This window comes from Marinomonas flavescens (genome assembly GCF_004352835.1).
Lineage (GTDB): Bacteria > Pseudomonadota > Gammaproteobacteria > Pseudomonadales > Marinomonadaceae > Marinomonas > Marinomonas flavescens.
Genome location: NZ_SJSB01000012.1, coordinates 97813 through 117756, shown reverse-complemented (window position 1 = coordinate 117756; position 19944 = coordinate 97813). Strand labels below are relative to the sequence as shown.

At 42.1% G+C, this 19944-nt stretch carries 19 protein-coding genes; 4 read left to right on the top strand and 15 right to left on the bottom strand.

The annotated features are described in order from the left end of the window. Positions 1-712: 712 nt before the first annotated feature. The 6 genes from E0D70_RS12995 to E0D70_RS12970 all read right to left on the bottom strand — a co-directional run bounded on the left by E0D70_RS12995 (position 713) and on the right by E0D70_RS12970 (position 7251). On the bottom strand, positions 713-2107 hold the full coding sequence (locus tag E0D70_RS12995) for a glycoside hydrolase family protein (protein ID WP_133012719.1): 1395 nt from the start codon (positions 2105-2107) through the stop codon (positions 713-715). A 359-nt stretch (positions 2108-2466) separates the two neighbouring features. Further along, the gene (locus E0D70_RS12990; protein WP_133012718.1) at positions 2467-3087 is read right to left on the bottom strand and encodes a UPF0149 family protein; all 621 of its coding nucleotides are present in this window, start codon (positions 3085-3087) and stop codon (positions 2467-2469) included. A 159-nt stretch (positions 3088-3246) separates the two neighbouring features. Then, on the bottom strand, positions 3247-5148 hold the full coding sequence (gene parE, locus E0D70_RS12985) for a DNA topoisomerase IV subunit B (protein ID WP_133012717.1): 1902 nt from the start codon (positions 5146-5148) through the stop codon (positions 3247-3249). A 135-nt stretch (positions 5149-5283) separates the two neighbouring features. Continuing rightward, the gene (locus E0D70_RS12980) at positions 5284-5874 is read right to left on the bottom strand and encodes a YqiA/YcfP family alpha/beta fold hydrolase (RefSeq protein ID WP_133012716.1); all 591 of its coding nucleotides are present in this window, start codon (positions 5872-5874) and stop codon (positions 5284-5286) included. Between the two features lie 98 nt (positions 5875-5972). After that, positions 5973-6428, bottom strand: coding sequence for a DUF1249 domain-containing protein (locus tag E0D70_RS12975; protein ID WP_240537119.1), 456 nt, complete (start codon positions 6426-6428; stop codon positions 5973-5975). 205 nt (positions 6429-6633) lie between these two features. Continuing rightward, a complete protein-coding gene (locus tag E0D70_RS12970) occupies positions 6634-7251 on the bottom strand; it encodes an NUDIX domain-containing protein (RefSeq protein ID WP_133012714.1) in 618 nt (205 codons plus the stop codon). A 137-nt stretch (positions 7252-7388) separates the two neighbouring features. On the opposite strand from E0D70_RS12970, the gene E0D70_RS12965 reads away from it, so the two are divergent. The 4 genes from E0D70_RS12965 (at position 7389) to pseF (ending at position 10965) form a co-directional block, all read left to right on the top strand. Then, positions 7389-7946 (top strand): DNA-3-methyladenine glycosylase I, encoded by a 558-nt coding sequence (locus tag E0D70_RS12965; RefSeq protein WP_133012713.1) that lies wholly within the window; start codon positions 7389-7391, stop codon positions 7944-7946. Between the two features lie 142 nt (positions 7947-8088). Further along, positions 8089-9078, top strand: a complete 990-nt coding sequence (gene pseB, locus E0D70_RS12960) for a UDP-N-acetylglucosamine 4,6-dehydratase (inverting) (RefSeq protein WP_133012712.1) — start codon at positions 8089-8091, stop codon at positions 9076-9078. Continuing rightward, positions 9071-10258 carry a UDP-4-amino-4,6-dideoxy-N-acetyl-beta-L-altrosamine transaminase gene (pseC, locus tag E0D70_RS12955; RefSeq protein ID WP_133012711.1) on the top strand — a complete coding sequence of 396 codons (1188 nt, stop codon included), beginning with the start codon at positions 9071-9073 and terminating at the stop codon, positions 10256-10258. The genes pseB and pseC overlap by 8 nt, the downstream gene beginning before the upstream one ends. Continuing rightward, positions 10255-10965: a pseudaminic acid cytidylyltransferase gene (gene pseF, locus E0D70_RS12950; protein WP_133012710.1), complete on the top strand. Its 711-nt coding sequence runs from the start codon at positions 10255-10257 to the stop codon at positions 10963-10965. The genes pseC and pseF overlap by 4 nt, the downstream gene beginning before the upstream one ends. Positions 10966-10981: 16 nt before the next feature. On the opposite strand, the gene pseG is transcribed toward pseF, so the two are convergent. From pseG to E0D70_RS12905, 9 genes are all read right to left on the bottom strand, one after another. Continuing rightward, positions 10982-11959 (bottom strand): UDP-2,4-diacetamido-2,4,6-trideoxy-beta-L-altropyranose hydrolase, encoded by a 978-nt coding sequence (gene pseG, locus E0D70_RS12945; protein ID WP_133012709.1) that lies wholly within the window; start codon positions 11957-11959, stop codon positions 10982-10984. Next, on the bottom strand, positions 11956-12975 hold the full coding sequence (gene pseI / locus E0D70_RS12940) for a pseudaminic acid synthase (RefSeq protein WP_133012708.1): 1020 nt from the start codon (positions 12973-12975) through the stop codon (positions 11956-11958). Before pseI ends, pseG begins: the two co-directional genes overlap by 4 nt. An 8-nt stretch (positions 12976-12983) precedes the next feature. Further along, positions 12984-15092 carry a motility associated factor glycosyltransferase family protein gene (locus E0D70_RS12935; RefSeq protein ID WP_133012707.1) on the bottom strand — a complete coding sequence of 703 codons (2109 nt, stop codon included), beginning with the start codon at positions 15090-15092 and terminating at the stop codon, positions 12984-12986. Beyond that, positions 15082-15375, bottom strand: a complete 294-nt coding sequence (locus tag E0D70_RS12930; RefSeq protein ID WP_133012706.1) for a hypothetical protein — start codon at positions 15373-15375, stop codon at positions 15082-15084. The genes E0D70_RS12935 and E0D70_RS12930 overlap by 11 nt, the downstream gene beginning before the upstream one ends. Next, on the bottom strand, positions 15375-15809 hold the full coding sequence (gene fliS, locus E0D70_RS12925) for a flagellar export chaperone FliS (RefSeq protein ID WP_133012705.1): 435 nt from the start codon (positions 15807-15809) through the stop codon (positions 15375-15377). Before fliS ends, E0D70_RS12930 begins: the two co-directional genes overlap by 1 nt. Before the next feature lie 30 nt (positions 15810-15839). Beyond that, a complete protein-coding gene (gene fliD, locus E0D70_RS12920) occupies positions 15840-17282 on the bottom strand; it encodes a flagellar filament capping protein FliD (protein ID WP_133012704.1) in 1443 nt (480 codons plus the stop codon). A 43-nt stretch (positions 17283-17325) separates the two neighbouring features. Next, the gene (locus E0D70_RS12915) at positions 17326-17745 is read right to left on the bottom strand and encodes a flagellar protein FlaG (protein WP_133012703.1); all 420 of its coding nucleotides are present in this window, start codon (positions 17743-17745) and stop codon (positions 17326-17328) included. 64 nt (positions 17746-17809) lie between these two features. Next, the gene (locus tag E0D70_RS12910) at positions 17810-18691 is read right to left on the bottom strand and encodes a flagellin N-terminal helical domain-containing protein (RefSeq protein WP_133012702.1); all 882 of its coding nucleotides are present in this window, start codon (positions 18689-18691) and stop codon (positions 17810-17812) included. A 355-nt stretch (positions 18692-19046) separates the two neighbouring features. Continuing rightward, positions 19047-19934, bottom strand: a complete 888-nt coding sequence (locus E0D70_RS12905) for a flagellin N-terminal helical domain-containing protein (RefSeq protein ID WP_133012701.1) — start codon at positions 19932-19934, stop codon at positions 19047-19049. Positions 19935-19944: the final 10 nt, after the last annotated feature.

Here is a 19944-nt window from a genome sequence, read left to right as displayed (position 1 = left end):
AACGACGGGTGTAGGGTTTGGTCATGGGTTGGACTCCGTTATCGGTTATGAGATGAAAACGGAGTCCAGTTTAGAGTGCGAAAAGATGGGATGAAATAACGGCGTAGAATGAACGCTTACGTTACGAAAAAGACCGTGAACCATTATTATTTTCTCTGCTACACAGCATGTTTTCGCCATCATCTAAAAGTAAATTGAGGAACAAGATCTATATATCATATGTTTATGAACATATCATGTTTAACATAAGGACGTAATAATCCAAACAAAATAGAAATGTATCATTACGCTGACACATAGACTCTGATAACCGACAGCTATTTTGAGCACGAGGATAATGTAGACTATATCAAGTTAAAATAAAAAACCTGAATTCAACCATTTACTAAAAACAGGCTTAAAAAGTCATTTAGGGAAGGTTTTTTACTTAAAACTGACAGTTTAATTGACGTGTATTTAGCTGTCTATCGGACATGGGTAGGTCTCGTGACAAAGATGGACGTCGTCCATGTAGCTGTATCAGTTGATCACACTCGTTTCGGAATAGAAGATTCGCACCACTTTTCGCGGTACCTGCAAGGCGACTTCCGCAGCAACGTCCTTGCTGGCGAGGGTCATTTCAATCAATGCTTGCGGCTGATGCGAGAGGTCGACGACAAAGTCGACACTGTCGCTCCAGCGCGACGATAATGATGGGATTCAGTCAACGCGTTTACTTTTTATGCACGGCCTTTGGAGTAATAGTCGGTTGCCGAGCTAGCAACCCGTGTGCTGTAACATTTTTGATATGGATAGCCGACTCATAGCTGGTGCCGTCATTCAGCACGGCCGCCAAAGCTGGTCCAGTATAGAACTCGCCACCATAACCTGGTTGATCGCGAATGGCCTGAGGGACGTATTTCATCATGTAAGATGGGATCAAATCCATCTCCCCCCTTCTCCGGTTAGGTAACTGTGCCTGCGTGCCGAAGCTGGCATCCACATGGTTGACCAATACACTGGTGAACGAACCGAGAGTCAGGTTTGGATTATGTGACTTGTGCGAAACAAAGCCAGGGCGAAACGCGACCGCAAATTCACAGCCCTTCGATGTAACACCATCAACGTCGACTGTACCGTCGTGCATCGAATGGGGCTGTAACATCAAGGTAGCGAATCCATTACGACAAGTGAGGTCGCGACCATAGATCTGATCCACTCCACCCACTTGTGCATCGTTCATCGCCTTTTCACCGGTTTCGACTCGCAGGGCAACGCCACCTTCCGTTGATAGGTTCCGAAAAAGAAGATGCTCACCGGCCTGAACTTGCACAATGCCATAACCAGCCGAGGCGTGTGTTTGATCGATATTCTCGACCAAACCATCTCTTGGCGCATTTGGGCTCAAGCGCAAGTTCTTAGGCACGGTCGGCCAATTAGGTCCGGAGGTTTTCTGCCGGCCCGGCCCCATTGAAAGTGAGGCAAATTTGGTCTGTGAATCTGTAATCGACACATTGGCAATATAGAAATTATTGACCGCGTTGATCTGAAACACCATCACGCCAGGCTTATAAGCAGGCAGCTCAACATGAAAACGACCGCCTACGCCCTGAATGCTGACATTAGACACATGTCCATCCAAGATGAATATTTTGGCCGACTTGTGGTTAACGGGAAGCGCTGGAACGATCGTCGCGGCGTGATCGATCATCAAATGAACATTGGATTTCAGCTGGACATTGCCGAACGTATAGTGACCCGCGGGGATAGAGATAGCACCGCCACCAGAAGCAGAAACCACGTCGATCGCCTGCTGTAATTTTTGGCTGTCCGCTGTGGTATCAGCCCCATTCGCGTTCCAGCCGGAAGCAAAGTTCGCGGGCGTCCGATCCTGCATTAGAGAGGGTTTGTAAAATTCACTCGCCTTAACGTCAATAACTGACCCTGGTGTCTGAGTAGTGTCCGCATAAGACACAGTGCCTGTTAAAATAAAGAGCACCATAAATAAGGAACGGGGTAGTGTTTTTACTAATAGTTGAGGGTGAAGACATTTAGCACCGATAACAGCCTTCCGTTGAATCTGGGTATTCTTTAAAAAACGGTAGTAACGAAAAAGACAGTGAACCATTATTATTTTCTCCGAAACACAGCATGTCTTCGCCATCATCTAAAAGTAAATTAGGGAGCAAGATCTATAAAGGCGTCATCACACAATTAAAATAGAAATGTACCATCATGCTTTTTAAGCTATTGAGACATAGGCTCTAAAAGCAGACAGCTAATTTAAGCACGAGGATAATGTAGACTACATCAAGTTAAAATCAAAAACATGAATTCAACCATTTACTAAAAACAGGCTTAAAAAGTCATTTGGGGAGAGGTTTTTACTTAAAACAGACAGTTGAATTGGCGTGTATTTAACTGTCTATGGGACAAAGGCAAGCCGACTAAATTAATCGTCTGCATCAAACTATAATTCACCAGTATCTAATGCAAAATAGGTGGCTTATCACTTAGTTGATTTGATTGAATCTCTGGGTGGTTAAATTGGACTAAACGCAAAATCGAAGGTTCGATAGTCTCGCGCCAAAAATCAACTTCTTCATCAACCATTTTTTCGAGTTTTTCCCAGCCAGCTTCTGTGCCAAACATGCGTACTGGCGCAAGCACTTCGTTGTAAAAATCATGGTTACTTTCATCAAGACCCAGACCAGTAAGGCGCGCGCCTCGCATGAAGCCGACACACCACTCTTCGACTAAAAGTTGACTCTCTCCATTGTCTATTTCTTGTTCTAGGTAAACAGGATGCAGATCACCATGAATAATGGTGTTCATGGTCTCCATATAGACAATCAGTACTAGGCTAAGAAATTCGTCTTCTTCTTTTAAGGATGGCCATTTAGGCTGATCTTCCTCTGCCCCCCAAATAGCACTCAGCCAAAAATCAGGCGCAAACTCTTGAGCAGAGCAGCCTAGTGCGGTTAAAAAGCCATCTAATTCCGATACACAGAGAATAGAACGCTCGCTTCCAAACGTAGATAAATAGTGATCAAGCTGCTCGTAAAGAGCTTCTTCACTAATGACGTTAGGATCTTCATTGTCAGACATCAAATTGCATTCCACTTTATTACTGGTTTTCTAAGTGTAACCTGTCTTTAACAGATTTGCTGATGAAACCTCTAATTTTGATAAACAGAATACCGCAAGAAAAAAAGCCATTCTATTCAAAGTAAAAAAGTGTGTTCATCAACGATACGCGTTTAAAGATTAGCCTTCAATAATCGCTAGATTGCCATAAGTCTCTAGCCAATGCTTACGATCCCCAGCACGCTTTTTAGCAAGTAACTTATCCAATAATTCATCTGTACCGGATGGGTCTTCCATGGTCAACTGAATCAAACGTCGAGTATCTCGCGCCATGGTTGTTTCTCGTAGTTGCGATGGATTCATTTCACCCAATCCTTTGAATCGTTGAACGTTGGGCGTACCACGTTTCTTTTCCACTGCCATTTTATGCAAAATAATGTCTTTTTCTTCATCATCCAAGGCATAAGACACTTCCTTACCCAAATCAATACGATACAACGGCGGCATAGCAACAAACACATGCCCCGCCATAACCAGACTTGAAAAATGGCGAACAAACAAAGCACACAGCAAAGTGGCAATATGCAATCCATCGGAATCGGCATCAGCTAAGATGCACACTTTGCCATAGCGTAGGCCTGATAAATCGTCTTCACCTGGATCAACACCCAGTGCGACAGAAATATTGTAGATTTCTTGAGAACCAAGTACATGACTAGAATCGACTTCCCAAGCATTAAGGATTTTACCGCGCAACGGTAAAATTGCTTGAAAATCTTTATCACGAGCCTGCTTAGCAGAGCCACCAGCAGAATCCCCTTCCACTAAGAAAAGTTCACTTCGGGTGGAATCTTGACCGGAACAGTCAGCTAATTTACCCGGTAACGCAGGCCCTTGGGTGATTTTTTTACGAACTACCTTCTTGCTTGCTTTCAAGCGTTTCTGGGCGCTATTAATGACCAAGTCCGCAATTTTTTTACCCTCTTCAACGTGCGTATTTAGCCATAAGCTAAACGCATCTTTTGCCGTCGCTGAAATAAAGGGCACAATTTGACGAGATGATAAACGTTCTTTTGTTTGCCCAGAAAACTGAGGTTCTTGAATTTTTGCGGACAAAACATAACTACAGCGATCCCAAATATCCTCCGCCGTTAATTTCACGCCACGAGGTAACAAATTATGGAAATCACAAAATTCACGCATGGCTTCTAATAAGCCGGTACGTAAACCGTTAACATGCGTACCGCCTTGGGCAGTAGGAATCAAGTTTACATAACTTTCTGTGACTAACTCACCACCTTCTGGCAACCATTGAACCGACCAATCAACGCCTTGCGTCTTTTCAGTTAGGCCACCTAAGAAAGGTTCATCTGGAAGCAGTTCGAAACCTGCGTTCGCTTGAGCCAAGTAGTCTTTTAAACCGTCTTGGTAAAACCATTCTTCTCGTACTTCTTCCGTGCCACTTTGATCAATAAAAATGACATGTAAACCCGAACACAATACGGCTTTGGCTTTTAGTAAATGCTTGAGTCGAGAGACAGAATATTTAGGGCTATCAAAATATTTTCCGTCGGCCATGAATTTTACTTTTGTGCCGGTGTTTTTCTTACCAACCGTGCCAATTTCAGCCAATTCAGAGACTTTAAAGCCATCTGCGAAACCAATGTGATATTGCTTGCCATTACGTCTTACAAACACTTCTAACGAAGTTGATAAAGCATTAACAACCGATACACCAACACCGTGTAGGCCACCAGAAAATTGGTAACTATCACCAGAAAATTTACCACCGGCATGAAGCTTTGTAAGGATCAATTCAACCCCAGAAACACCTTCTTCGGGATGAATATCAACAGGCATACCGCGGCCATTATCTTCTACGCTCACGGCGCCATCTTTATAAAGAATCACTTCTATGCGATCAGCATGATCTGCTAACGCTTCATCCACTGAGTTATCAATGACTTCTTGTGCCAAGTGATTAGGTCGAGTGGTGTCCGTATACATTCCTGGACGTTTTTGAACTGGCTCTAGGCCGCTTAAAACTTCTATTGAGCCGGCGTTATATTCTTTAGCAGACATGCGTGTTTATTCTTCCAAATTGAAATTGCGATACCAAAGTAAAACACAGTATCGAACTAAGATGTAAATAAGATAGTGTAGAGTCTATCACTGGATATGAACCCTGTGAAATGATCAAGTTCTAAGCCAGCCAGATTAGGGGATGATTCCAGCGAAACGTAAAATATCATCGCCAAAACGTTCAAAACCAACAAAACGGTGATTCCCTTTTTCTTCATGGGTAAGTCGAATTGTTTTTGGAAACGCCTTTAGCGCCTCTCGGTAGTCTAATACGTCATCGCCTTCTTGGAGCATCAGCCAATACAGGTCTGGTGTCGGGCATTCCACTATCAATGCGGCTAATTCATCCATATGTGCGAGGGTTAATTCATACCGCTCATCAGTATAAGGATTGTGTTGCGGGCCGATATGATCAACCAATAAGCTTGAAGCTTGAACCGCAGGGTTCACCAAAATCGCTTTTATTTGAAATTTCTCGGCCAAATAACTGGCATAAAAGCCACCCAATGAACTCCCTATTAAAGTAATACTAGAGGCTCCTTCTGCTGATAAACGCGACGTTATAATATCTTCTAATAACGCAATTGCTTTAGCTGGTTGCCATGGTAATCGAGGAGATAGAAGCTCCCCACTCAGAGCATGCCTTTTCATCGCATCACTGAGAACTGAGGCTTTATGAGACTGTTCTGAACTATTAAAACCATGGATATACAGTAAGCTATTCAATGCAACGACCTCTAGTTCGAAGGGTTATGTTTTCGTTTATAACATTAGATTAGACCAGCGAAAGTCAGAGATTAATACGCTTTATTTACATAAAAAGTCTAGGCAAACTGGAAAAGTGGCGTCTCGTAAAGTCGATGTCCGTGCTTTAAACAGAGCTCTAATATATCCGACAATTGTTGATTCAATCGAAATTTTTCATCCCTATGGTACATATCATCATTAGGATAAGGGTAGCTGCCACTAAACTGCCGATGTCCATCGGTAATTTCGGCAATTTTCACATCATGATACAAACGAATATTCATCGACAGTTTGCTTTCAAAAAGGAGCTTGTTTTTACCTTCTGGGCCAAACTCTAAAGCCATCTCTGATGTGAAGCGACTTTCTTGACCAAGCACCAAACGTAATCTGCTTTCATGATCGCCGACACTGTGAATCGAAAAATCCCATACGCTTTCCTCTTCGTATCCACGCATCAGCTTAGCCACACGACGATAATTTAGCTCGCCGAGCAGCTGTAAGCTGGATAAATCAGGTACGTACTGTTTTGACATTTTTTGCATTACCTCGACCATTTTTGCGAAAAATATCCTTCTGTCAGTGTACTTTTCAACAATATTGCATTTGATTTCAATCGCATAAGAAAGATATTCATTGCCTTTATGGCACAATCATTTAGATACCTTTATCGTGTCAGTATAGGTTAAATCAAGTAGATCGCGGCTCTAAACTCTTTTTTTTACGGTAGAACGACCTCTGTCATTCCCAACGATGCACTAATTTAGCCTTGTTTAAGGCGAACCATTGCAGACCCATAATAGTGCTGGCGTTTTCTACATCATGATCAAGCAGTGCAACCGCTTCATCCGCACTCATAAGATGAAGCCGTATGTCTTCATTTTCTTCATCCAAACCGTGAGTACGGTTCACATCCACACGACTGGAATCAAATTCGCCTGCATACATACGCAGGTATTCTACTAATCCACCTGGAGAAGGAACAAACTTAAACATATATTCAAGCCGCTTTACCGTGACTCCCGCTTCTTCAAAAGATTCACGACGAGCAACGTCCTCATCGGCCTCCCCTTCTTCTACCATGCCAGCGACCAGCTCTATCAACCAAGGCGATTCACTTTTTGGTAAACTTGGGCGAAACTGCTCAATTAACAATATTTTATCTGCAACAGGATCAAATAATAAAACACAGACCGCATCACCACGCACCATCATTTCTCGTGTCATCGGCTGACTCCATTCGCCGTTAAATTTCTTGTGTCTTAGCGTCAGCTTATGCATTTCAAAAAAGCCTTTATAAACGCATTCATCTTGAATGACATCTACATCTTTCTGGCTATAAATTGGTTTAAAGCTCATTGTTCTTTCTCCTATTTATGAACGATTTAACCTCTCAGGTCACACTCAGCCACCTGGTACTCTGGATAAACGTAAAATCCAGATGACGCTATCAAATCAACAAGGTATGCTAATTTCCTTATTGAGGAGATAAGTTGATGGAAACCGTTCGCTGTGATTGGTGCCTAGGTTCACCAGAGTACATTCAATATCATGATAATGAATGGGGTAAAGCCGTCTATGATGACCAAAAATTATTTGAGTTTATTGTACTAGAAAGCGCCCAAGCAGGTCTAAGTTGGATAACTATTTTACGCAAGCGCGACGGCTATCGATCCGCCTTTCATAACTTCAACCCACAACAAGTCGCTAACATGACGACACAAGATGTGGATCGCCTGGTGCTAGACCCGACCATTGTTCGTCATCGTGCTAAAATCGAAGCCACCATTTCGAATGCCAAGGCGTTTTTAGAAATCATTAAAGAACATGGCTCTTTTAGTCAGTATTATTGGGCATTTAGCGGTAATAAAGTCATCGTAAATCAGGTACTTACAATGCAGGACATTCCTGCTATCACGCCTCTTTCAACACAGATAGCTAAGGACATGAAAAAACGTGGTTTTCGATTTTTCGGTCCCACAACCTGTTACGCCTTCATGCAAGCCACTGGCATGGTCAATGATCATCTAAAAAACTGCATCGCACGTTATTAACAAAACGACATTCCAGAGTCTTGATTTTATTAATGTTTTCCTTTGGCTTGCCGATAATATTTTAAACATTATGCTCGCTGCAAATAATACAAACACCATGTAGCAGACGACATTCACACTTGATTGGTTTGGTATTGATTCCATGTTTAACAACAAAAGTATTCTTATCACTGGCGGTACCGGCTCTTTTGGGCACCAGTACGTCAAAACACTGTTGGCGCTATACAATCCAAAGCGATTAATCATCTACTCGCGTGACGAGTTGAAACAATATGAAATGCAGCAAGTTTTCGATGCGCCTTGCATGCGTTATTTCATTGGGGATGTGCGTGATAAAGACCGTCTGACACAAGCCATGCGTGACGTAGATTATGTTATTCACGCAGCAGCACTCAAACAAGTACCGGCGGCTGAATACAATCCAATGGAATGCATTAAGACCAACATTCATGGTGCAGAAAATGTTATCGCCGCAGCCATTGCCAACGACGTCAATAAAGTCATTGCTCTTTCTACCGACAAAGCAGCCGCACCGATCAACCTCTACGGTGCAACCAAGCTGGCCTCAGATAAACTCTTTGTTGCGGCCAACAATATGGTCGGCCAAGGACGCACTCGCTTTTCAGTCGTTCGCTATGGCAATGTTGTCGGCTCTCGCGGTTCCGTCGTACCCTTTTTCCAAAAATTGGTTAACGAAGGGGCTGAGAGTATCCCTATAACTCATCCAGACATGACTCGATTCTGGATCACTTTGCCAATGGGCGTGGACTTTGTTTTAAACAATTTCACACGCATGCATGGCGGCGAAATTTTTATTCCCAAAATACCATCGGTACGCATTATGGACTTAGCGGCGGCGTATGCGCCCAAGGTACCAACCAAAGAAGTGGGCATTCGGCCTGGTGAAAAGCTGCATGAAGTCATGTGCCCTACTGACGATTCATTCCATACCTTTGAATTTACCGACCATTACGTAATTGCTCCCAGTATTAAGTTTTTCCAAAATGAAATTCGCTTTGATCGCAATAAAACAGGGGAACAAGGTGTATTAGTTACGCCAGGGTTCGAATACCAATCAGGCAGCAATCCTCACTTTTTAACCGTAGACGAGATCCGCACCTTCGATGAGTAATCCAGGTTTTATTCCCTATGGTCGACAATCCATCAGTGATGAAGACATTGCGGCCGTTGTTCATGTTCTAAAATCCGACTACCTTACCCAAGGCCCTGTAGTCAGTGCGTTTGAACAAGCCATTGCTGACAAAGTCTGTGCCCAATACGCTGTAGCGGCGAACAGCGCCACTTCAGCCCTGCATTTGGCTTGTCTCGCTTTAGGAGTAACCTCTGGAGATCGTGTTTGGACATCGCCAAATACCTTTATCGCTTCAGCCAATTGCGCCCGCTACTGTGGTGCAGATGTAGACTTTGTGGACATCGACCCTCAGACCTACAACCTTTGCCCAATACAACTCGCCGAGAAACTTAAACTGGCAAAAATCCAAAACACCTTGCCTAAGGTGGTTATTCCTGTTCATTTCGCGGGCCAATCTTGCGATATGCAAGCGATCCATACGCTCTCAAAGCAATATGGTTTTGCTATTCTCGAAGACGCGTCCCATGCTATTGGCGGAACCTATCAAGGCCAACCTATTGGCGATGGTCGCTTCAGTGATATTTGTGTGTTTAGCTTTCATCCCGTCAAAATAATTACGTCTGGTGAAGGAGGTATGGCCGTTACGAACACCCTTTCTCTTGCTAAACATATGCGAACTCATGCACAGCAAGGTATCACTAAATCATCCGAGGAACTCTCTCAAAATCCCGGCGACTGGTATTACGAGCAACAAACATTGGGCTTTAATTATCGTATGACAGAGCTCCAAGCCGCATTAGGGCTATCTCAACTGTCTCGCCTAGATGAATTTATTGAACGTCGCCATGATCAATTTCAGCATTATCAACAACTACTCAAAGATTACCCTATTACTTTGCCGTATCAGGCGGAAGGAAATTACTCATCTTTGCATTTGTTTCCAATACTGCTGCCCAACATCAGTAAAAATGCCAGGAAAATGGTCTTTGATATTTTACGACAAGCTGGCATCGGCACCCAAGTTCACTATATTCCAGTGCATACTCAACCTTATTATCAAGCTTTAGGTTTTAATGAAGGTGATTTCCCAATCGCCGAAAATTACTACGCCCGAACACTGAGTCTGCCCATTTTTGCAGAGCTCAGTAAAGAACAGCAAGAGCGAATCGCATTACTCTTGAAGCATGCATTAATTACCAGCCAAGTGATGCCGACATGAGTCAAAAAGCGGTTCCTTATCGCGTTGCTATTATTCCTGCTCGTGGCGGCTCTCAGCGTATTCCTCGTAAGAACATTCGCTTACTCAATGGCAAACCATTGATTGCTTATTCTATTGAAGCCGCCCAAGCGAGCCAGCTATTTGAACGTATTATTGTCTCGACGGATGATAAAGAAATTGCAGAAGTTGCACGCTACTATGGTGCTGAAACACCTTTTTTTCGCCCAGATGAGCTATCCGATGGTATTACTGGCACCACACCGGTAATGCAACACGCATTACGATTTTTAATCGAACAAAATCAGACACCAAGCGAAGCTTGTTTGATCTACGCTACCTGCCCACTTTTGCAGGCTAGTGACATTCAAAATGGTTTTCAGGCATTAGAAGACGCCAGTTTTTGTTTTTCTGCCACCACCTTTGATTTTCCTATTCAGCGTGCGTTGTGCTTGAACAGCAACGGTAAACTAGCCGAGCTATTTCCCGAACACATAAATAAACGCTCACAAGATTTAGTGGAAGCGATTCATGATGCTGGGCAATTTTATTGGGCAACAACAAAAGATTGGCTAGAAGATGGTCATATCTTTGGCGAAAAATCCAAACCCATTATGCTACCAAGACATCGAATTCAAGACCTGGATACAGAAGAAGATTGGCTGCGTTTAACTCAACTGATGACACTTTACTCTCAACAGACCAAATAGCGACGACAGAGACAAACTAGCCAACTAAGCCATTAGTAACTACATTGGCCACTCGATCAGCCCCGTTACTATCCACTAGCGACATAGCAACGCGCCTCGACTCTGTTAACCATGATAAATCAGACCATAGCTGTTGCGCCTGATATACCAATTTCTCGACCTGCTGTACACGCTGCGCACTAGACACATTATCCAACCTCACTGACTTACACCAACCCAGAGGGACATGCTGCTCTAAAGAACGCGTTTGATTGCCTGCCACTTGAGCAAAAATCGTTGGAACCCCCATCGATGCAAGCTCAAACAAGGTGCCTCCTGCCGCAGAGATCGCTAATTTGGCTTGGCCCATCAACGGCGTAACCTCTGCTAACCCTTGGCTTATATTGACCTTATGTTCCGCTGAAAACGCTTTCACCGCTTCTGCATTCGCAGCATTTTCACCTAACAAAACGTGTATTTTTTCTAGGGGGAATTCATGACGTTGTAAGCTTTTCAAAATCGGTAACGTCAGTGTTAAAGGGTCTGTTCCACCCAATGTAATAAGAAGCTTTTCTGGCTGATAGAGTGTTTGATCAAAAGTCGAAAATTCAGGCCTCAACAGTGCAAACCTAGGTCCTGTTAATGGCTCAAGTATAAGATTTGAGTATTCTTCATGTAGAGGATTTAAGACCCATCGAGCAGGGAAAACACCACGATCATTCATATCATCTAACACCAACAAGTTAGGCTGGTGTTGATACAACCTCTGAATGTCGCTTGCTTGATATTGATAATGATCTAGTACAACAAGATCGGCCTCAGCAGCCAAAGTAAGGAAGGCTTGCTCATCATCAATTTGCACATCATTCGACTCCGAAAAAGCACGACACGAACGATGAACAACAAATTGGCATTGCCAACCAAGAGCTTGAAATGCGGAAATAAGTGCCTGACAACGCACCCGATGCCCCATGCCAATTTGGACAGAAGCATCCGCACGTATCAGTGCCTTCATTCCATAAGATCCCAAAGTAATGGCTGACCTTTTTGTACATCGGATAAAAGAACTCTACCCAACACGTCAGGCCAATGCTTTGGCGCTAAGCCGAGCGACGGTCGAATAATTTTCAAATGCTGATCAGACAAAACCGTACCGGAAGGCAAGTCTTGCGTAATATAAATAGAACGGCGATATTTTTTAGCCATTTGCTCCGCATCTGACCCACCGTAAACCACGCTACCCAATGCCGCTTTCGCACTACGACATGCCTCAACCAAAGCCTTCATTTCACTAGGCTCCATAGAGAACGCCGCATCAACACCACCCGCATTACGATCAAGAACAAAGTGCTTTTCAATCACCGTTGCACCTAATGCCGTAGCAGCAACAGAAGCACCGATTCCCTGTGTATGATCAGACAAGCCAACCAAACAGCCCGTACGCTGTGCTAAATCCGCCATAGTCGCTAAGTTAGAGTCCTCTATTCTAGCGGGGTAAGTACTGGTGCATTTTAGTAAAGTAAGAGGGTTATTTCCGATGGCACGAATTGCCGTAATAGCCTCTTCTATCTCTTCAAAGCTGGCCATGCCAGTAGACATAATAATCGGTTTGCCCGTTTTGGCGACGGCTTGAATCAAGGGAATGTCTGTCATTTCAAACGAAGCGATTTTGTACAAAGGCACATTAAGTGTTTCTAGGAAATCCACTGCGCTCAGATCAAAAGGAGAGCTAAATGCCACTAAACCTAATGAGTTAGCATAATCAAATAAAGGCTTATGCCACTCCCAAGGTGTCGAAGCCTTAGCGTATAAATCATATAGGTTTGAGCCATGCCACAAGCTATCACTCTCAGAGACCATAAACTCATCACGACGAACATCTAACGTCATAGTATCTGGCGTATAAGTTTGCAACTTAATCGCGTCGACACCAGCTTCTGCAGCGGCTTCGATCATGGACTTTGCTAAATCAAGATTCTGATCATGATTGCCAGACAATTCAGCAATAATAAAAGGAGTGTTTTCAAACATGAGTAGAGTTAACCATTGTAAAAAGTAATAAGATGATCGTTTCCCTGATCAACAAAATCAGAAGCTTGCTGCACGAGACTCGGCATTTCTTCTAGAAACTCGCACCAAACAGAAAATATATTTTGTGCTCGACGTACCGCTTCTGCCTCATCGTCATACTCAAAAATAAATTTAATTATTAAAAAAGCGGAATAAGTAAATGAACCAATCAGTAAGTCTTGTAAATGTTGGTGTACGCTAGCCTTTAAGAACAAAATAGATCGATGATGAGACCACAGCAAATCACACACCGCTTTTCGTGTCGTGACATTTTCATCCCAACCTTGTTGCAATAATTGAGTGACCTTACGAAAATCATCCACTGAAAGGAGCATTTCTGGGGATTGATTTAAAATGCTATCAGGCGGTGTTGTAAAAAAAGCTTCATCCAATAAATCAATAACATGCTTATGATCAATTTTAGGGTCGCAAATCATCACATCGTCCGCTTTCAACGGCTCAACACCTTCAATTTTAGCGCCATCAGACAAATTATAGCTAGTAAAGCCACGACGTTTATTAAGCTGTCGAGTTAACGATTCTAATTGAACTCGTGAGGTTTCCATTATATTCGTGGCATAAATAACACCCCCGAAATTCCCCTCTCGCTCAATTAACGTAGCGTCTTTAAAGGTTTGAAAACCAGACTCTTTCCCATCTTTATAATAACCACTGTGGATAGAGTGATGGCTGCCTTTATCCTTAAAACCATTATCCACCCCCAGATAATAGACATGGTTAAAACCAAATAATTGAGTGTAAGACAAGGCTAAATTTGCAACGACTGGGTTACAAAAATTAAGCTGTACATACTCTTTAGTATCACCTTGAGCGCGAGCTTGATTCAGAATAAGTGAGGTAATGGCCTCGCCTGGCTTCATCCCCATGCCTGAACGCTTAAAGTACTGAAAGTACTCAGGATGCATCACATCAACAGACAATCCCCAAATTTGATCAAGGTATTCTTGATCTAAAAATAAGAACTTATCAACGGTTTGCTTCATACGCTCAATATCCACATGAATATCTGGCGTAATACCTAATTTACTTAACGTATTAATCGTTGAGCCACAGCTAATCAGTAAAACTTGATCTCGAACCTCTTTAACTAGCTCTATACCTTGGTCCAATGAGGGTCCGTTCCCTAAAATAAAAACCGGGATATCAGCTACCCATTTAGGCAAAGCATCACGACCTTTAAATTCAGCTAATCGTGTATTCGGCAAGGAACGTAGCCCTTGAGCAATACCAATTAGAGCATCATCAAAAAAACCCCATCCCATCACTTGGCGAGCATAATGTTTTTGAAAGTAGGAAATAGCTTGATCATTTTCTGGGCTACTGTAAGCCACATGCAAAAACGTTTCAGGGGCCATAAAATAACCATTTTCAGCCAACTGAAGAATGTATTTTTCAGTAAACTCTTCCGGCTCTACACCAAGAAAAAAGTGAATTGTACGGCCATCGCCATTGAAGTTTTCTAATATTGGCTGCCAATCAATGGCAAATAAAGAATAGTAAAAATAGTCTAAATCACACTCATACAAGTATAGGTGCTTTATTTCTCGTTTCGCCAAAAAGGCTTCAAGTTGATAGCCCAGTTCTATACCGAAAAAAATAGCAGAACCAACAAACGAAGATAATCCCTTTTGCTTCTCTAAACCTTGTTTTTGCTGTTCGATAACATCCATCATTTTGTTGCTATAAAATACATGACGGCTTGGATGACTATCGGTTTTATCAAGGGTCAGAAATGTTTTATTAGGCGATTGAAGTGAAGATAGTATTTTACGCTCAGATTGCGCTCTTGGCTCTTGAGAAAAAAGCGGGGAAGACACATCTTCTCGAAACAAATTTAAATCACCACACGCTTCCATGTAGATATGCTTTTTTTTCGGTCGATAGTTTATGAATTCTTCGTAAATATGAGGCATGACATTAGCAAACAACGTCATGTTCTTTAGATAGCGCTCAGTGAGAACCTGATCATGCTTTTTAATACGCTCTAAACCTTGTGAAAAAAGCGCAATGAACTCTTCAGTTTGTTCAATTGAAACCGGTGTATCCTCATTTAGCATGCTTTACGCCTTCATACTGGCTAACACCTTTACGTGTTTTTGTTGACTGGAAAAGTTGCTCTTGCATGGTTGCATGCACAGCTTGAACGAGATCAATGGCTTGTTGATGAAGGGTAATAAAACGTTTGATGTATAAATCGTTTTTCTCATCACCTGATAGCTCAATAGTACGAATTAATGCATCATTTTCCTCACAAAAGCGCAGCACTTCTTCTATCTCTTTGTCAGTAACACTTCTCTCTAGCTTATCTGCCAATGCATGTAGGCAAGCTATATCTAGCATTAAACAGTACCCATCCGAACTTGGTTTTTTTCTTCATAAGCTCGCTGTTTATCCGCATCAGAAATCTGATCCCAGGCCCCTTTAATTTGTAAAATAAGACCAATTACTTCATCAAGAAGAGAGACATTTTTAGTCACGCTCGCTTCATTGATTTGAACAGTCATATAGTCATAGAGAGATTCTAAATTATCAACAAGTTCTGGGTTTACCGAGCGATCTAAAGAATCTCGTAAGCTATTAATAATTTCAACGGCATTGGTTAATGCTGCCGCTTTTCCTTCCCAATCAGACCGTTCGATGCAACCTTTTCCAAGCGCTAATCGCTCTAATGCACCTTGCATTAATAGCTGAATGACTCGATGAGGATCTGCCGACGCCAAATCAGACTTTAAAGAGTCCTTTTTATAAGCATGAATCCCTTTTTTCTCGTACATACACAAACCTCATTTTTACGGCTTAAACGCTTATTTCATTTGACCTAACATAGTATTCAAATAGTTTCCTTGGGCTTTCATATTAGAAAGTTGAGAATCTAGATGAGAAAATTTATCACGTAAAGAGTCTTCATATTTTTTCATACGCCCTTCATAGGCTTGTAATGTTTCTTCCGTATTATCTTTTGACTTCTGAATGGAATCTTTGAGCGCACGGCTCATTCCCTCTCTGCCGGTATAGCTATTCAGTAATCTTTCCAAAGAAGAGGCTAGGCCACCAGATCCAGTAAATAATTTAGGCAACTCATCATAATTAGTACTAACTGCTTTATCGAGTTTCGCTTCATTCAAGCTTAACGTTCCATCACGGCCCATTTTCAGGCCTAGATCAAAGACAGTACTCAGTTTTCCCGTATCAGAATGGCTCAACATAAAGCTACTCGACATAGATGATTGCAAATTACGAACCATGCTATTGCCATTAAGAACAGAACCTTTAGCGGCACTCTTTCCTAAAACGCCAACGAGATCGTTATAAGAAGAGACAAAACTTTTAATCGTCTCTTTGACCGTTTTCTCGTCATAGCTAACTTCCACCTTAGTTGGCTTAGTGGTAAGCGCTAACGCATCAATAGACAAACCTGATACAGCTTTATCAAACGTATTACTGTTATTACTGATTTGGATACCATCGACAGTAATAATTGCATCTCGCGCATTATCATTAGGCGCCATCACCATACCCGCTGACAAACCTTCAGTAGATACGCTATCTAAGGATAAACCACTGCTATTTAGTGGTGCTTTTTCCACGGCATCTTTTTCATCTGCGGTTAACGTATCTGAGATTGGTAATTTAGCGAGAGGGTCTGGAGTATTCGAGATTTTTAAAGAGTTTCCATCCCCTTCTTTCGTTGAAGTAATGGTAAAAAACAAACTTCCTTTGCCATTATCAACCAAGTTTGCTGACACTCCAAAATTATTTTCGGAACTGTTAATTTGTTTTCTTAGTTGAGATAACGTTGTACCAGGAGACACATTAATCGTAAAAGAGTCATCTCCTGCACTCAATTTTAGCTTTCCACCGCGCGCAGTTATTACCTCGTCGCTTGAGCTAAATAATCCTGGTGCGGATAAAATACGACTACCTTTTGCGGTTTGATTCACTGCAATTTCATAGGAGCCATTTGAAGAGTTACGATCCGCAGTGACATCAAGAGATTTTTTATCATCAGGTTGATCGATCAAAGCATTGCGTCCAGAAAAGAGCTTGCTGTCGTTAAGTTTTTCCACAGAAGATTTAAAAGTGTCGATTGCTGATCCAACAGATCCTAAAGCAGATAGCTTAGAATCATAACCATGAATTTTATCTTGATACAGCTTAACTTTGCTATCTCGCTGAGCGCTCACCATTTTTTTTACGAGTGAATCTAAATCAATCCCAGATCCAACACCCAATGAGCCAACCGGCATAACTACTCTCCTGATATTTCAAATCATTACTTAAACCGACAAATCAAACCTTACTGTTTACCAAGGTACCCTTAAAATCACTTAACTGATTCATAATATCATCGATTCGGTCAGACATTTTTAAAAAATCTTCTGTCGGGATTTGGCGGACAACATCTCCGGTTGATTGATCGACAACCTTAACAATATTTTTCTTGCCATCTTCCGTTGTTTCAAACGACAAATGAACATTTAGTTGAGCCATTTTTTTATTCATTTCTTCAACATGGCTAGGTTCAATTTTGACAGACTCTTTTTGACCTTGAGAAGTATTACTATCCATCTTATTGGTATCGGATAAAGTTTGGATAACTTTAGATTCGGTTTGCTGACGAGTACGGAAGTTATCTGATGTTCGTTGTTCTTGCCTAATAGGCACATTATTAAAAGCTTGTTTAGAAATATCACTAGAACTAATTGACATACTTCAAGTCTCCTATAAACATACAAAGCTGAGGCATCACCTCAGCTTCGTATCTATGCCAAAACTATTTCAGTAAAGACAACGCTGTTTGAGGGCGCTGATTCGCTTGCGACAAAATAGACGAACTAGCTTGTTGCAAGATCTGTGCACTTGTTAATGAAGCCGTTTCTTTAGCGAAATCTGCATCTTTTACTCGTGAACGAGCGGCTGATACATTTTCCGTAATGTTGCTCAAGTTATTGATTGTTGAGCCAAAACGGTTTTGGATCGCACCCAATTCAGCACGCTTACTATCAACTGCTGAAATCATGCTATCCAGAACGCCGATCATGCTTTGAGCATTCGCCATTGAGGTAACAGATGCAGTAGATACGCTTACCTGAGAGGTTGCTTGGCTAGACAAACCAGACATTGTAAAACCACTGTTACCAGCGAAATCAATAGAACCTGTTGCGCCGGCTGTTTTCATGTTGAAGCTGATTGTTTGGTTCGCATCCGCTCCTACTTGGAATACACCATCGTAAGTACCATCCAACAAGTTACGACCACCGAAAGTAGTGTCTGACGCTACACGGTTAATCTCTTTAGACAGCTGACCTATCTCTTGCTGCATTGCTGTACGGTCTTTATCTGAGTTAGAACCGTTAGCAGATTGCAAAGACAAAGTACGCATACGCTGTAGCATATTCGTTGTTTCGTCCAATGCACCTTCCGCAGTTTGTGACAAAGAAATACCATCGTTCGCGTTACGAACAGATTGATTCAAGCCATTAACCTGAGAAGTCAAACGATCCGAGATTTGCAAACCTGCAGCATCATCGGCAGCACTGTTAATGCGCTGACCAGAAGACAAACGCTGGTAAGCCGTGTCTAACGTTTTTCCTGAGTTCATCAATTGACGCTGAGCGTTAAGTGATGAGGTATTCGTATTTACGTAAAGAGCCATATATAGCCTCCAAAGGTTTCAGCAATTCCTGCAAAAAAGCAGTACTCGTCCTTCATATCGACGAACATCTGAAAGTCTTTAGCATTTTATGGCAAATATTTACCTTAAGCTGGCAATAAACTGCCAGAAAAAGGGATGAAAATCACCTAAAACATTGAAAAGCATGAACTTTATTTTATTTTTTAATGTTTTATTATTGTGTAATCTCATGAATTTTAGGTATAAAAAAACCAGACGATAAATACCTCATCTGGTTTAAGGCTACCTCTAGGAGAGAGAAGTAGCTAAGTCTCAAAATAACATTCGAAACAAGCAAATAGAGCAACACAAAGCATGCCGCTCTAGTTAAATTTAATTAGTTACCCAACAGTGATAAAGCCGCTTGAGGACGTTTATTCGCTTGAGCAAGAATACTACTGCTTGCTTGCTGAAGAATTTGGGCACTGGTTAGTGATGCTGTTTCTTTTGCAAAGTCTGTATCTTTGACTCGAGAACGAGCCGCTGACACGTTTTCTGTTATATTACTCAAGTTATTAATTGTAGAGCTAAAACGGTTCTGCACCGCACCTAACTCAGCACGCTTAGAATCTACCGCTGCAATCATAGTATCCAACACTGAGATCATACTCTGAGCATTGTTTACACTTGAGACAGATGCGGTTGAAACAGACACTTGAGCTGTTGATGCATTTGCAGACAAACCCGACATAGTAAAACCGTTATTTGTCGAGAAATCGATAGAGTTGGCCTTACCACCAGACTCCATAGTAAAGCTAATTGTTTGATTGGCATCGGCACCCACTTGGAAGACACCTTGATAAGTACCATCCAGTAAATTACGGCCACCAAACGTAGTAGTATCCGCGACACGGTTTATCTCTTTAGATAACTGAGACATCTCTTGTTGAAGCGCTGAACGATCTTTATCTGAGTTAGATCCGTTTGCAGATTGAATAGATAAAGTACGCATACGCTGTAACATGTTGGTTGTTTCGTCCAACGCACCTTCTGCTGTTTGCGCGAGAGAAATACCATCGTTTGCATTTCGTACAGACTGGTTTAAGCCATTAACTTGTGATGTCAAACGATCACTGATTTGTAAACCTGCTGCGTCATCCGCCGCACTATTGATACGGTGACCAGATGATAAACGCTGATAAGCTGTGTCTAATGTTTTACCAGATTGCATCAACTGACGTTGAGCATTCAAAGAAGATACATTTGTGTTTACGTATAAAGCCATTTTTTCTCTC

Coding starts and splice junctions, on each gene's coding strand:
- pseF (WP_133012710.1), top strand. CDS start 10,255: ATGAGTCAAAAAGCGGTTCCTTATCGCGTTGCTATTATTCCTGCTCGT.
- parE (WP_133012717.1), bottom strand. CDS start 5,148: ATGTCTGCTAAAGAATATAACGCCGGCTCAATAGAAGTTTTAAGCGGC.
- E0D70_RS12930 (WP_133012706.1), bottom strand. CDS start 15,375: ATGCTAGATATAGCTTGCCTACATGCATTGGCAGATAAGCTAGAGAGA.
- E0D70_RS12935 (WP_133012707.1), bottom strand. CDS start 15,092: ATGCTAAATGAGGATACACCGGTTTCAATTGAACAAACTGAAGAGTTC.
- E0D70_RS12915 (WP_133012703.1), bottom strand. CDS start 17,745: ATGTCAATTAGTTCTAGTGATATTTCTAAACAAGCTTTTAATAATGTG.
- E0D70_RS12965 (WP_133012713.1), top strand. CDS start 7,389: ATGGAAACCGTTCGCTGTGATTGGTGCCTAGGTTCACCAGAGTACATT.
- E0D70_RS12910 (WP_133012702.1), bottom strand. CDS start 18,691: ATGGCTCTTTACGTAAATACGAATACCTCATCACTTAACGCTCAGCGT.
- pseG (WP_133012709.1), bottom strand. CDS start 11,959: ATGAAGGCACTGATACGTGCGGATGCTTCTGTCCAAATTGGCATGGGG.
- E0D70_RS12970 (WP_133012714.1), bottom strand. CDS start 7,251: ATGAGCTTTAAACCAATTTATAGCCAGAAAGATGTAGATGTCATTCAA.
- pseI (WP_133012708.1), bottom strand. CDS start 12,975: ATGTTTGAAAACACTCCTTTTATTATTGCTGAATTGTCTGGCAATCAT.
- pseC (WP_133012711.1), top strand. CDS start 9,071: ATGAGTAATCCAGGTTTTATTCCCTATGGTCGACAATCCATCAGTGAT.
- E0D70_RS12905 (WP_133012701.1), bottom strand. CDS start 19,934: ATGGCTTTATACGTAAACACAAATGTATCTTCTTTGAATGCTCAACGT.
- E0D70_RS12995 (WP_133012719.1), bottom strand. CDS start 2,107: ATGGTTCACTGTCTTTTTCGTTACTACCGTTTTTTAAAGAATACCCAG.
- E0D70_RS12990 (WP_133012718.1), bottom strand. CDS start 3,087: ATGTCTGACAATGAAGATCCTAACGTCATTAGTGAAGAAGCTCTTTAC.
- pseB (WP_133012712.1), top strand. CDS start 8,089: ATGTTTAACAACAAAAGTATTCTTATCACTGGCGGTACCGGCTCTTTT.
- fliD (WP_133012704.1), bottom strand. CDS start 17,282: ATGCCGGTTGGCTCATTGGGTGTTGGATCTGGGATTGATTTAGATTCA.
- E0D70_RS12975 (WP_240537119.1), bottom strand. CDS start 6,428: ATGTCAAAACAGTACGTACCTGATTTATCCAGCTTACAGCTGCTCGGC.
- fliS (WP_133012705.1), bottom strand. CDS start 15,809: ATGTACGAGAAAAAAGGGATTCATGCTTATAAAAAGGACTCTTTAAAG.